This window comes from Alphaproteobacteria bacterium RIFCSPHIGHO2_01_FULL_41_14 (genome assembly GCA_001767855.1).
Lineage (GTDB): Bacteria > Pseudomonadota > Alphaproteobacteria > UBA7879 > UBA5542 > 2-01-FULL-41-14.
The window spans coordinates 658,847-672,628 of sequence record MEMF01000002.1 but is presented as its reverse complement, the minus strand read 5'-3'; the positions used below and the strand labels follow the sequence as shown (position 1 = coordinate 672,628).

At 45.2% G+C, this 13,782-nt stretch carries 11 protein-coding genes and 1 tRNA gene; 4 read left to right on the top strand and 8 right to left on the bottom strand.

The genetic code is table 11. From position 1 onward, the window contains the following. Positions 1-91: 91 nt before the first annotated feature. Together A2621_03310 and A2621_03305 are read right to left on the bottom strand one after the other, a co-directional pair. The gene (locus A2621_03310) at positions 92-595 is read right to left on the bottom strand and encodes a hypothetical protein (GenBank protein ID OFW89890.1); all 504 of its coding nucleotides are present in this window, start codon (positions 593-595) and stop codon (positions 92-94) included. Positions 596-625: 30 nt separating this feature from the next. Beyond that, a tRNA-Leu gene (locus A2621_03305) sits at positions 626-712 on the bottom strand. 213 nt (positions 713-925) lie between these two features. Between A2621_03305 and A2621_03300 the strand changes: the two genes are divergently transcribed. Next, entirely contained in the window at positions 926-1,228 is a 303-nt protein-coding gene (locus A2621_03300) for a hypothetical protein (GenBank protein ID OFW89889.1), read from the top strand. A gap of 8 nt (positions 1,229-1,236) precedes the next feature. On the opposite strand, the gene A2621_03295 is transcribed toward A2621_03300, so the two are convergent. From A2621_03295 to A2621_03285, 3 genes are all read right to left on the bottom strand, one after another. Beyond that, on the bottom strand, positions 1,237-2,562 hold the full coding sequence (locus A2621_03295) for a hypothetical protein (GenBank protein ID OFW89888.1): 1,326 nt from the start codon (positions 2,560-2,562) through the stop codon (positions 1,237-1,239). A gap of 96 nt (positions 2,563-2,658) precedes the next feature. Beyond that, positions 2,659-4,632, bottom strand: coding sequence for an excinuclease ABC subunit B (locus tag A2621_03290; protein OFW89887.1), 1,974 nt, complete (start codon positions 4,630-4,632; stop codon positions 2,659-2,661). Positions 4,633-4,699: 67 nt separating this feature from the next. After that, complete coding sequence (locus tag A2621_03285; GenBank protein OFW89886.1) at positions 4,700-5,965, bottom strand: nucleoside:proton symporter; 1,266 nt, start codon at positions 5,963-5,965, stop codon at positions 4,700-4,702. Positions 5,966-6,017: 52 nt separating this feature from the next. Between A2621_03285 and A2621_03280 the strand changes: the two genes are divergently transcribed. After that, positions 6,018-7,430 (top strand): hypothetical protein, encoded by a 1,413-nt coding sequence (locus A2621_03280; GenBank protein OFW89885.1) that lies wholly within the window; start codon positions 6,018-6,020, stop codon positions 7,428-7,430. Here the strand turns inward: A2621_03280 and A2621_03275 are convergent, their stop codons facing one another. Together A2621_03275 and A2621_03270 are read right to left on the bottom strand one after the other, a co-directional pair. Further along, on the bottom strand, positions 7,431-8,366 hold the full coding sequence (locus tag A2621_03275; protein OFW89884.1) for a thioredoxin-disulfide reductase: 936 nt from the start codon (positions 8,364-8,366) through the stop codon (positions 7,431-7,433). Between the two features lie 133 nt (positions 8,367-8,499). Continuing rightward, positions 8,500-9,819, bottom strand: coding sequence for a hypothetical protein (locus tag A2621_03270; GenBank protein OFW89883.1), 1,320 nt, complete (start codon positions 9,817-9,819; stop codon positions 8,500-8,502). 187 nt (positions 9,820-10,006) lie between these two features. On the opposite strand from A2621_03270, the gene A2621_03265 reads away from it, so the two are divergent. Beyond that, positions 10,007-11,668: a sodium-independent anion transporter gene (locus A2621_03265; GenBank protein ID OFW89882.1), complete on the top strand. Its 1,662-nt coding sequence runs from the start codon at positions 10,007-10,009 to the stop codon at positions 11,666-11,668. Between the two features lie 41 nt (positions 11,669-11,709). Here A2621_03265 and A2621_03260 read toward each other — a convergent pair whose 3' ends face one another. Beyond that, positions 11,710-12,159: a hypothetical protein gene (locus tag A2621_03260; protein OFW89881.1), complete on the bottom strand. Its 450-nt coding sequence runs from the start codon at positions 12,157-12,159 to the stop codon at positions 11,710-11,712. Positions 12,160-12,250: 91 nt separating this feature from the next. On the opposite strand from A2621_03260, the gene A2621_03255 reads away from it, so the two are divergent. Next, entirely contained in the window at positions 12,251-13,585 is a 1,335-nt protein-coding gene (locus tag A2621_03255; protein ID OFW89880.1) for a sodium:proton antiporter, read from the top strand. Positions 13,586-13,782 lie beyond the last annotated feature (197 nt).

Below are 13,782 nucleotides of genomic sequence, written 5' to 3'. Positions count from 1 at the left end.
GGCTCGACAGGACCGTGGAATCTTCTCTCGTTTGAGACCCAGGCGAACCCTTTGAAGGAATTTTCTCGAGAGTGACGATAAGGAGAAATAATTAGGACACCAAACCAGTTTGCGGAAGCATTGAGGATGTCTTAGGGGGCTCTTTGTCTTTCAGAGTTTGCTGAAAATAAGTTTTAAAACCCAAGTATTCTTCTTTACTGAGAAAATGGTTTTCCTTCAACAAAAACTCGATGGGGTTAATCCAATGATAGCTGGTGTGCTCTGACGAGAGTTGCAGGTTGCCAGAAATATAGGTAGCCTCATAGACACTCAAGAAAACATTCAATTTAAGGGTGGGGAAATAGCGCCTGAAGAGAAAGGCTGGTTTGCCCAGTTGATAGTGGAGAGTACCCCCTAACTCTTCTTTTACTTCTCGCTGAAGAATATCTTTGAGGGGGGTGATTTTTTCTTCTGTCCCAATGCGGCCGCCGGGCAGATCAAAGCAGGCACTAAAGGGGGATTTTAGAAACAGAAACTCATCTTGCCGTCGGAGGAGAATTTTTAACCCCACATGATAAGAAACATGGCGATCAGCAGAGGTTTTAGGAGGTGGCATTATTCATCCCTTACTCATTCATCTTTTCGGTGGTGCCCCCGGGGAGAGTCGAACTCCCACATCCTCGCGGATAGTAGATTTTGAGTCTACCGCGTCTACCAGTTCCACCACAGGGGCTTTAATATGGGCTCCATATTACAGTTCCCGAGTCGCCCGTCAATAAATTTGTGGATCTTCGGAGAAAAAGAACGGGTTAGGTGGGTGGAATCAGGGGGAAGAACGAGCTAAGAGAGCGAAAATCGTTTAATTTTTTTCTATTTTCGCCTTGATGAAAAAGGCGTATGGTGTCAGAAGATTATTACGAGGTTATAATTTTTAAGGAGATTCATCATGAAAGCCGTTCCATGGATATGCGCAACCGCCTTGATAACCTGTTTGTCCTTGCATGCAGCGGGGAGTGACGAGGAGTTGCAGCAGAGATACACTGCACGTCTTTTGGAGAGGGAAGATTTAGACGCTGACTTGGTAAAAAGTCCTGACATAGTAAGGAAAGTAATTAAGCTCTTAAGACATAGACAAGAGAGGTTGGAGCTCTACGCTAAAAGAAACTTCGAGTTGGAGGCAATGGGAACTATTCCAGTTCTTTATAGCCAGATTCTTAGGCTAGAACAGCGCCATTTCTGTAGGGATTGATTTATAATTCAGACTACGCTGAAACTTACTATATCCTTCTTGGTACTCTCGTTTGGCTTTCTGGGCCTTGCGTGCTCCTTCACAAACTCTTTAAAAGCTGCATTGCAGTAATCTCCTGTCGTATCTGCTCTTGCTCTAGCTCTTAAGTGTGGAATAATGGAAGAATCATCCATTTGGGTTTCTGTATCCGGCAAAATAGGTTGAATTCTAAAATATTGACGCGGTTCCTCTTCCAATTCTGCTGCCTCATAAATGGCGCTTAGATTTGCGTGGGTTGCTTGAGAAGTTCCATTGATGCTGATTTCAATGGCTTCAGACGCCCAGGTCAATTTGCTGGCATGTTTCAACTTTTTATAACGAGATCCAATAATTCTTTGACCTGTTCCAATGGATAACAAAACAAAATCAGTCAGATGAAGGCTAAAGCCAGAATCTTGTAATGTTTTTTGCGTATGGAAAAGACCAAACCTCAAGGCTGCTAAACAGGCACTGTTGTCAAAAATACCGCCATCTATGCACTGGTATAAAGGGCTTCCATTTCCATCACCAATGGAAACTCCTGGCAAATAAGTGGGGGCTGCAGAAGAACAAAGAGCTGCATCCACAAAGCGTATGTTAGTATGTCTATAGCTATCAAAGTAGACTGGTTGGTTCAATAGAACATCATATGAAACAATTTGAACGGGGACTAAGGCCTCTTTCAGGGTGAGACCTCCAAAATACCGTTCAAGGAGTATTTTCAGGGCATGGTTACCATATTTAGGCCCACAAAATCCGTCACAATTTTTACAACAGGCACAGCATCCAAAACAAGTCATTATACTCCAGAGAGTTTTCTTCAAGCTGGAGAGGCAGCCCTCATCATATCCATGGGTTGCATTGGTCCAGCAATGAGAGGGTGTCCAACATTTAAAAACTTCATCCGCCATCTCTTCATAAAATGAAACAATGTCACTGGCAGAATACGGACCGGGCTCCATCTTTTTGGTACGTTTGTTGAAATGGTTGGGGGCGACAAGAGCCAAGGCAATCAAAGATCCTGTGGAGGTTCCCGTGATGCCTCCTTGGAAAAAGTCGCAGATTCTTTTCCCCTCTTTTAGCTCGGTTTCTAGACTGGACAAGATTTCTGCGGCATAAACGCCTCTCAGGCCACCCCCATCCAAACATAAAACCCGAGCGAGAGCCAAAGGATCTGCCTCAACTTTCATCACGTAAGGCGAGCGACTTTTTAGGCTAGAGCTTGACGGTGCAGAAACTATGTCTGGCCCTAAGTCAGCTCCTGCTCCCCATCCACTCAAAACAAAAAACACAGCGCCATAAATAAGTGATTTCATTCAATTTTTCTCCCATAAGTACTTATCAGTTTGATTGATTAAAAATATAAATCCAGTTTAAAAATCGAATAAAATCAACCTCACAAAAGATGACTTTTATAACGCCCTCTTCTCTAATCGATGAATCTCGTCCCGCAGTTTGGTAGCGATTTCAAAGTCCAGGTCAGACGCCGCTTCTAGCATCTGTTTCTCTAGTTTTTTGATATGGGATTGCAGAGCTTTTCCCGTCAGCAGCAACGTCTCATCCACGTCCACGGTGACATGATCTCGTTCATACACACTGGCCATGATGTTGGTGATGTTCTTTTTAATGCTTTCGGGGGTGATGCCGTGGGCCGCATTATAGAGAGCTTGTTTCTCGCGACGGCGGTTGTTCTCGTCAATGGCCGAGGTCATTGAGCCCGTCATCCGGTCGGCATATAAAATCGCCCTTCCCTCCACATTACGGGCTGCGCGGCCGATGGTTTGGATCAGCGATGTTTTTGAGCGCAGGTACCCTTCCCGATCCGCATCCAGAATGGCCACCAGGGCGCATTCGGGAATGTCGAGTCCTTCACGGAGGAGGTTGATCCCCACCAACACATCGAAAATCCCGAGACGCAAATCACGGATAATTTCGATGCGTTCGAGAGTATCCACGTCCGAATGGATATAGCGTACCTTCAGACCCACTTCGGACAAATAAGTGGTGAGAGCCTCGGCCATCTTTTTGGTGAGTGTGGTCACCAACACGCGCTGGTTCTTTTTAGAGAGTGCCAAACATTCGGCGATGAGGTCATCCACTTGGTTCTCGGTGGGGCGCACAAGGCACACAGGGTCGAGAAGGCCGGTGGGACGAATGATTTGTTCTACAAAAGTGCCCTTTGTTTGTTCCAGCTCCCACGGGCCGGGGGTGGCTGATACAAAGACGGTTTGGGGGCGAATCTCGTCCCATTCCTCAAACTTCAGGGGTCGGTTATCCATGCAGGCCGGCAGGCGGAACCCATACTCTGCCAGATTGGATTTACGCACCCGATCTCCGCGATACATGCCCGTTAATTGGGGCACGCTGATATGACTTTCATCCACCACCAAGAGGGCATCATTGGGCAAATATTCGAATAAGGTGGGGGGAGGCTGGCCAGGCAATCGACCTGTTAAATAGCGTGAATAATTTTCAATGCCAGGGCACATACCGGTGGCTTGTAACAATTCGATATCAAAGGTCACGCGTTCGCGGAGGCGTTGGGCCTCCAGGAGTTTGCCTTCTGCTTCAAACTGCTCTAGGCGCATCTGCAGATCGGCTTGGATTTGTTTGATCGCTTGGCGGATAGTTGGTTTGGGCGTCACGTAGTGGCTGTTGGGAAAGAGGCGCACCGTATCTAACGACGAAAGCTTTTCGCCCGTCAAAGGATCTGTTTCATGGATAGCTTCCAGAGTGTCGTCAAAGAAGGAAAGACGCCAGGCTCGGTCTTCATAGTGGGCGGGGAAGATCTCGATGGTATCCCCCCTCACCCGAAAAGTACCGCGATGGAAATCAATATCATTTCTGTTGTATTGCAGCTCGGTAAAACAGCGGAAAAGATCTTGCCGGTTGATCACATCCCCTGGTTTCACACTAAAGGACATTTGAAGATATGCTTCCACATCGCCTAATCCATAGATGCACGAGACACTGGCCACAATAATCACATCTTTGCGTTCGAGTAAGGAGCGCGTGGCACTGTGGCGCATGCGATCGATCTGCTCGTTAATGGTGGCTTCTTTCTCGATGTACAAATCGCGACGAGGCACATAAGCTTCGGGTTGGTAATAGTCGTAATAGGAGACGAAGTATTCCACCGCATTTTCGGGGAAGAATTCTTTCATCTCGCCGTATAATTGGGCAGCGAGAGTCTTGTTGGGGGCGAGAATGAGGGTTGGCTTTTGAGTCTGTTGAATCACATGGGCCATGGTAAAGGTTTTGCCCGATCCCGTGACGCCCAGCAGCACTTGATCTCGCTGCCCCTCCGCGAGATTCGAGAGAATCTTTTGAATGGCAGCGGGTTGATCACCCGCGGGCGTAAAATCAGAGGTTAGTTTAAAATCCATGAGAATTTATACTCTGAGTTGCCCGCTGAGGACAAGGGCGGATTGCCGAAGGGGTTATAATCAGCTCTTAAAGATAAGGCCACATCAGGATGCCTACGATGGTACCGCTGAGGCAAGACGACAGCGTTCCCACAATCAGGGCCTTGAAACTGAGCGACAAAATGTCTTGGCGCTTTTCTGGCACGATACTGCCCAAGCCACCGATCATAATCCCAATGCTGCTGATATTGGCAAACCCACAGAGGGCATAGGCCATCACCGTTCGGGTGTGAACGCTCAACTCTTCTGTCCCGATTTTGGCGAATTGGGTAAAGGCATAGAACTCATTCAAAATGGTTTTGATCCCGAGCAAACTTCCAGCAACGGTGGCTTCTTTCCATGAGATGCCCATGAGCCAAGCCACAGGTGACATGACCACCCCTAAGAGACGTTGCAGGGTGATGGGTTCGCCCATGAAATCTGGGAAAAGCCCAAAGATTCTATTACAGAGAGACACTAAGGCTACGAATACAATCAACATGGCAATAATGTTGATGAAAAGACGCACACCGTCGGCGGTGCCTTTTGACACAGCATCCATGGAGCCAGAAAACTCGTAGGGAACGACGAGCGAGCCCTCTGTGGATACAGAGCTGGGGACAACGATACGTGATAAGGTGATGGCTGCTGGTACACTGATGATGGACGCTGTCACCAAATGAACCATGGCGTGTGGCACAATGGTCTCAAGGATCATGGCATAGAGCCCAATAATAAGGGCTGACGTGGTAGCAAACCCCATACACATGATGGTAAAGATTTCACTCCGCGACATATTTTTGAGATAGGGTCGGATGAGAAGAGGCGCTGTTGTTTGGTCTAGAAACATCTTGGCGGCACTACATACACCCAAAGCACCCCCAATACCCATGGATTTTTTCATCATCCAAGAAATACCCTTCACGATCCACGGCAGAATCTTCCAGTGGAACAACAGCATGGACAAAGCACTAATCACAATCACCATGGGGAGAGTTTGAAAGGCAAAAACAAAGGTACTGCCTTTGACATCGAAGGGGGCTACCCCTCCTCCCAAAAACCCAAAGACAAAGCTGGTGCCTTCAAGGGTGGCATTCTTGAGCGCGACAATCCCATCGGTGATGTATCCGACAAAGAGACGCGCAAAGGGGACATGTAAGATGACAGCAGCAACAGCCGTTTGGATTAAAAGCCCCACAAAGGTGCGCTTATAATTGACTTGTTTTTTGTTCTCGCTGATGAACCAGCAGAATGACACAAAAATAAGAATTCCAAAGAGTGCTTGTAAGATAGACTGTGTCATGATTTCGGGCATATTTCCTCCGTTTCGTTATAATAATTTGTGACAGAGTATCCATTTTTTCGGTATAGTACAACTAAAAAGGTTAGGAAAAAAAATGGATCCTTGGTTTACCTCAATTATTTTTGGGGGTATTTGTTTTACGTCGTTTCTTCTTCTGTTTTGGTTATTAAGGCAGAACTTTTCTTTGCGCCAGCAGAGGGAGGAGGAGACAAAAGAAAGCCTTACCAAACAAGCCATTGCAGAAGAAAAAATGAGACATATGAGTGAGGTAACGTCCCAATACCAGCTCTCTCAAAAAAAAGTGGAAGAATTGGGATTAGAGAACGCGGCACTTCGAACATTAATAGAACAAAATAGGAAATCTTTTCACGAAAAAGAAGCCCTGCTCGAGAAAGCCGAAGAAAAGCTGCGGAATACCTTTAAGGCCCTGTCGGCCGAAGCCTTGAATGTCAATAACTCTTCGTTTTTAAAGCTAGCAGAAGCGGCTTTGGGAAAATTTCAAGAGCACGCCAAGGGCGATTTGGAGGGCCGTCAAAAGGCCATCGAGAATTTGCTTAAACCAGTGAAAGAAGCCTTGGTGGGGGTGGATCAAAAGGTTCATGAATTGGAAAAGGCCCGCGTTGGAGCGTACGAAACCTTGCGTCATCAAATCTCGGATTTGGTAGCCAGTCAAAAAGAACTCAAGACAGAAACCACGAACCTAGTGCAAGCCCTTAGAGCCCCCAATGTGCGAGGGCGTTGGGGTGAGATTCAATTGCGCCGGGTGGTGGAGATGGCGGGCATGGTGTCCCACTGTGATTTTGTGGAGCAGGCACACAGTACCAATCCGGAAGAAGAAAAACTGCGCCCCGACATGGTGATTCAATTGCCGGGTGGTAAGAATATTATTGTGGATGCCAAGGCACCGTTGCATGCTTATTTGGAAGCCCTCGAAACGATGGATCCTGAGGTGCGGCTGTTAAAGCTCAAGGCCCATGCCAGGCAGGTGCGTCAGCATGTTGGCAAGTTGTCGGCCAAGAGTTATTGGGATCGGTTCACCCCTACCCCCGAATTTGTGGTACTGTTTTTACCCGGGGAAACGTTTTTCAGCGCAGCCTTGGAGCAAGATCCGTCGCTCATTGAATTGGGGGCCGAACAAAAAGTGATTCTCGCCACCCCCACCACGCTGATCGCCTTGCTTCGTGCGGTGTCGTATGGGTGGCGGCAAGAGGCATTGGCCAAAAATGCCCAAGAGATTAGTGAGCTGGGGCAAGAGATGCACAAACGCATTTCCGATATGGTGGGGCATTTTGCGCGTGTAGGCAAAAATCTGGGCGGTGCGGTGGAGGCCTATAACCAAACTCTGGGCACGCTAGAGCGCCGAGTGATGGTAAGTGCCCGAAAATTCAAAGAGCTGGGTGCTGCGGCCCAAAAAACTGACATAGAATCAGCCGAGCCCATCGAGAAGCAGCCACGGGTTTTGGAGAGTATTTCCTAACTAATCTTCTAAAAACTTCACCACATCCAGGGCAGCCATACACCCTTGGCCCGCGGCGGTGACGGCCTGGCGATAGATTTTATCTTGCACGTCGCCGGCAGCAAAAACGCCTTCAATATTGGTGCGTGTGGTGCCGGGGATGGCTTTCAGGTATCCTTCGTCATCCATATCCAGCTGACCTTTGAAGATCTCTGTTTGGGGCTTATGCCCAATGGCGATAAAGACGCCGTCTATGGAAAGGCTAGAGCGCGCACCTGTTTTCACATTCTGTAGTTTAAGGCCAGTGACTGATTTGGGGGTGTCTGTGCCCACAATTTCGTCTAAGATTGTATCCCATAGGACGGTGATTTGGGGATGGGCGAGGACCTTTTCTTCCAATACTTTTTCGCACCGAAATTTGTCACGCCGATGGATGAGGGTCACTTTTTTGGCATGTATGGTGAGGTAGAGGGCTTCCTCTACGGCAGTATTGCCTCCCCCGATGACGGCCACGTCTTTGCCCTTATAGAAAAATCCATCACACGTGGCACAGCCAGAGACACCATAGCCGCGGAATTTGGTTTCGCTCTCAAGTCCCAGCCATTTGGCTTGGGCGCCGGTGGCAATAATCACAGCGTCGGCTTTATAGGTGGTACCGCTGTCGCCTGTCGCGGTAAAGGGGCGTTTAGAAAAATCCACCTGATTGATATAGTCTGCGATAATCTCGGTGCCTACTTTCTTGGCCTGCTTTTGCATTTGCTCCATCAGCCAAGGGCCTTGGATTACGTCTTCGAACCCTGGCCAGTTCTCCACGTCCGTGGTAACAGTGAGTTGCCCTCCCGGTTCATAGCCTTGCACCAACACAGGTTTCAACGCGGCGCGCGCGGCATAAATTGCTGCAGTATAGCCAGCAGGACCACTGCCGATGATAAGTACTTTAGATTTTTTGAGGGTCATAGGTGTCTTTTCTAAAAATAAGGTTGAGGACACAGAATAGCGAACTCAGCAGAAAAGTTTAAGAAAAAAATTTAGGGTGAGCTCCTTGAAATTCTTTCAGAGCATCCTCAGCGTCAGTCCGTCTAGTTATCTCTCATGTTTTTGTATATCTTGTCTTCTCTTGATTGACCTTGTCCGCAAGGGCAGCTTGAATTTTTTCCCTAAAAACAGGATTATCAGTTAAATGATTTATATAACTGTTCATAAAAACCCTATAGGCGGGCTTGTATTTGTTTCCTTTCCCCCAATAGTAAGTGGGTAACAAAAAGAGATATGCCGCATCCTTTAAGAGAGGGGTTCTTGCTTCTAACGAATGATTCATGGTTTCTGTGTCAATAAAATAAATAAATTTTCCGTCAAAAAAAACATTGACGGGGTGGAGATCTCCATGGCTGACTGTGAAACATTGGTTAATGTCTTGCCCCCCTTTCAGCAAACAATTTTTTCCTGTTAGAAATCTTTTGTGGAAATTAGCCAGAACTTCTCCTAGCTTTTCAAAGGCTTTAAGGGTTTTTGGTCCTTGGGGGTCTTCCTCATATAGATCAATAAGTGACGTTCCTCTTGCGGCGTGGATTAGAGTTAAATAGCTGGATTCTCCTTTCCAATTCTCATACCAATAAAAATCTTCTGTAAATGTTAATTGAGGGAGAGAAGGATCTTTAAACTTTCCAAGTTCTCTAAGAGCTGGACTTTTTTGTAAAATAGAAAGATTACTCATTTCAGTCCCAGCTTTTTCAGGATCTGATGAAAGCTCTTTAATAATAAAGACAAGTTTCTGAGGGCCAGCTTGTGGACAGAGGGGGTTATTCCTTACTAAGAAAAGTTTTTGTGTTGAGGCACCAGGATGCCCACCTTCCTTAATTGTTAAACAATTGGGATGGTCAAAAAATGTGCGATTGATGAGTCCCGATCTTTCTAACCATTCTCTGAGTTTTTCAACTGTGAGATCTCCTCTGATTCCTGTGTTTTGGGTATTAGGAAAGAAGTCTTTTTCAGCTTTTTCGTACTCTTCCGTTGCTGATTTTTTATACTCTCGTTTTTTCTTTAACGTTCTTTTAATCCATTGTTCTGAGGGATTGAGAGGCCTATATGTAAATGCAGGAGGCTTCGGGCTAACGGGGGGCTTAATACCTTTAACAAGACCTGCTGGGATCAAATTTTCCCAAGGCCGGTTGTTTTTGAATGCGATAACAACCGCTGTTGCTTCTTGACGTGAAATGTTTTCACGCCCTAACTGAGCACGCAAGTTCTGGGCGATCAAACCAGAATCGTGGGGTTGACTCATAGTGTGCCTTACATCCTCTAAGGTAAGGCGCGCCTCTGTAGAGAAAGAAAAGAGGATGAGAGAAGTGATGAAAAAAATGCCTCTCAATAAGGACTTAGTAAGATTTATTTTTGTGAAAAATTTACGCATAAAAAGCCCCCGTTTCCCTTAGCTTCTAATCTTAACAAAAAAGTGTCAAGAAAAAAATAGTTGAATTTAAATGGGGTGTGATCGCAGGGCCTACACATGAATAATTTTGTTGATACAATTTACATGAGACCTACCTCTACACACCAGGACTATAATGCGTTATATTTAAAAAAGAGGATCATATTTCATGATTGCGATTAGAGAAGCTTATCGTACGGGTCTCTTAAACCCAAAAAATTGGGCACGCAATGTGATTGCGGGGCTTATTGTTGGTGTGGTCGCTTTACCCTTAGCCATGGCCTTTGCTATGGCCATTGGAGTAAAACCAGAGGATGGGCTTTATACTGCCATTGTTGCAGGCTTTATTGTCGGGATTTTTGGAGGGAGCCAGGTTCAGATTGCAGGACCAACCGGGGCTTTTGTTGTTATTCTTGCAAGTATTACAGCACAATATGGCATTGAAGGGCTTCAAATGTCTACACTTCTTGCCGGCTTTATTCTTCTGCTCATGGGAGTAATTCGTCTTGGAAGTGTTATTAAATTCATTCCAACTTCTGTTATTGTTGGATTTACAAGTGGTATTGGAGTGATAATTTTTATCAATGCATGGAAAGATTTTTTAGGATTATCCATTCTTATTCCTCTCAACACACCTTTCCATCAAAAGCTTCTTATTCTGGTATCTTCATTTCCTTCTCTAAATGTTTCAACGACTTTCCTTGCTTTTACAAGCTTGTTTCTTATTTTTATAACGCCTAAAATTTCAAAACATATTCCAGGATTTTTAATTGCCCTTATTGGAACAACATTATTGCAAAATATATTCCAGTTTGAAAATGTTGCCACGCTCGGAAATACCTTTGGAGAAATTCCCCAAAGCCTTCCAAAATTCAAAATTCCCACGTTCACAAACATCAATCAAATTTTAAATTTGATTGGACCTGCCTTTACTATCGCGCTTTTAGGAGCCATTGAGTCCCTACTTTCCGCAGCTGCTGCTGATACGCTTATAAAGACACGCCATAATTCAAACCAAGAACTCATTGGTCAAGGTCTTGCAAATATCCTAGCACCTCTTTTTGGGGGATTTGCTGCAACAGGCGCCATTGCTCGTACAACAGCCAATATTAAAAGTGGGGGAAATTCTTCTCTTTCTTCTATCGTTCATGCCATTACGCTCATTTTTATCATTCTTGTTCTTGCACCTATCATAAGCTCAGTACCTCTTTGTGCACTAGCAGCTATTCTTTGCGTTGTTGCATATAATATGAGCGATATCCCCCATTTTGTGAGGATAATGAAACAAGCCCCATGGTATGATACGTTCATACTGCTTACAACCTTTTTTCTCACTGTCTTTACGGATCTTGTTATTGCTGTCAACATTGGAGTAATTTTCGCAATGCTATTTTTCATTCAAAAAATGCATCTCTCTGTTGAGATTGAAAAGAAATCTTTAGAAAAACTAAAAGCAGAATATCCAAATCTTCCTATTCCCCTTCTTCCAAAGAGTACCCAGATATATGCTATTCATGGCCCTATTTTTTTTGGAGTTACCCAAAAAATAGAAAGTATCCTCCTTTCTACTGGCACACAGACAAAAACCATAATCTTCCAATTAAAAGATGTCCCTTTTATAGACATGACTGGACTCGAGACATTTAAAAGCCTTCTCCAACACTATCACCATCAGAATGTTAAAATTTATCTTGTAGAAGCAAATGTACGCGTTGAAAAAAAATTAGAACGAATTAATCTTTTTCCGTTTCTTGAGAAAAACTGCATTTTTAAATCCCTAGAAGACGTTTTTAGGGAAAATTTACCCGAGCTGAAGCGCGAGCAGAATTGACAAAGCGATATACCCCAGTCTTGCTATAGTTTCTAAAGTACTTAACTTTTACGACGACGCCCAGATCCGGGATCTTCATATCGGCCAATGTTATTGATGAACTCTGCGAGCAAAGAAGGGTCGCGTCCATGAGTGGGTGTTTTTGACCCATCGGGTGAAATTTCGATTCCCTTTTCGTCAAACTTCTTGAGGGAGGCCAAAACCCCCTTATCGTCAAACTCTAAGATATAAAAATGACGCTTGATGGTTTTTGGCTTAAGAAAGGCAACGGTTTCCGTTTTCTCTCCCATATAATACCAGTCTTTGCCCACAAAGAGTTCTTGGCTGGACGGGGGGCCAATGATTTCACGAACCTGCTGGGCGGTTGACTCCCCCACTTTTAGTTTTTTCAGTTGCTCATCTTCCACAAAATTACCACGAATGTGCTGCGTGGGTGTGCAAGTAGTCAAAAGAAGCAAAATAAAAAGGGGTGCAAAAAAATCTCTTAACATGATCTACCTAAAATGTAGATCTACGGTTACATGGACTGGAAAATGATGTCAATGGAAAAAGGGGGTGATCTGTGCTAAACCTTATACTGAGATGACAGAATTAAACGGAGCACACCTCAGTTTGTATTGGGCGATCCCTTTTCTTGGGGTTTTGCTGTCGCTTGCTTTTTTTCCTTTGGTAGCACCTGCCTTTTGGCATCGCCATTATGGGAAAATTATTTTGGCCTGGTCCAGTCTTTTTCTGATCCCCTCCTCTCTCTTGAATCTTTCTGAGACTCTTTCTTCGGTCACCCATATCTTAGGGACAGAATACATCCCCTTTGTCTTGCTCATCGGCGCGTTGTTTGTGGTGACCAGCGGCATTCGTATCCAAGCCAGATGGGCGGGGAACCCCCTGAGCAACGTGGGTGTACTATTCTTAGGCACCCTTCTCTCTAGCTGGATTGGTACCACGGGGGCTAGCATGCTGTTAGTGCACCCCCTCATTCGAGCTAATGCTTGGCGGCGTTCTCAAGCCCATGTGTTTATCTTTTTCATCTTCCTGGTGGCGAACATTGGGGGTGCGCTCTCGCCGCTAGGGGACCCCCCCCTTTTTATTGGGTTTTTAGAAGGGGTTCCCTTCTTTTGGCCGCTTCAAAATTTGATGGGCCCGACTCTTTTTGTGGTGTCAGCTGTACTGCTAATTTTTTTCATTATTGACATGATTTTCTTTAAAAAAGAAGATCTGTCGCCCCCCTCCCTCAGTCCTGTGCCGTTATTGAAGCTGAATGGCAAAATAAATTTCTTGTTTTTGGGGCTCATTGTGTTCTCTGTTTGGGGAAGTGGGTCACTTAAAACCGGTGTCGTTTTCCAGGTATGTGGTGTTCCCCTAACCTTAGAGAACTGTCTCAGAGATGGATTTTTGCTGTTGATTTCTGTTCTCTCTCTTAAGTTAACGCGAAAAAAAGTGCGGGAGGATAATCATTTCACGTGGGAGCCTTTGCGCGAGGTTGCCAAAGTCTTTTTTGGCATTTTTATAACCGTGTTGCCGGTGTTGGCCATGCTAAGGGCTGGAGAACAAGGGGCTTTCAAGGCGATTGTGTCGGCCGTGAATCACAATGGAGTACCCTATAATGCGGCCTATTTCTGGCTCAGTGGTCTTTTTTCGAGTTTTCTGGATAATGCCCCCACCTATTTGGTGTTTTTCTTTACGGCGGGCGGGGATGCGGGCACCTTAACCACCACGCTTTCCAAGACACTGGCAGCCATTTCTTTGGGATCTGTCTATTTTGGGGCGCTTACGTATATTGGGAATGCGCCCAATTTTATGGTAAGGTCCATCGTGTCTCATTACGGCATCAAAATGCCTAGTTTCCTTGTATATACGGGCATTGCTTGTCTCATTTTGCTACCGATTTTCCTGATCTCCGTATGTATTTATTTATAATGATAAGTATATAAAAACAAATATAGAAAAATAATTATTTGTTTTTTTGTTGAAATACTTGAATTCTCCCTTTAGGATACCTATATCAGTGGTGTCCGGACGCAATGTCTGGACTTCATGTTATACCTCCATAACTTAATCCGAGGGCGATCATCGCCCTCGGATCTTTTTTTTGGTACTGTTTTGTTGTATAAGAA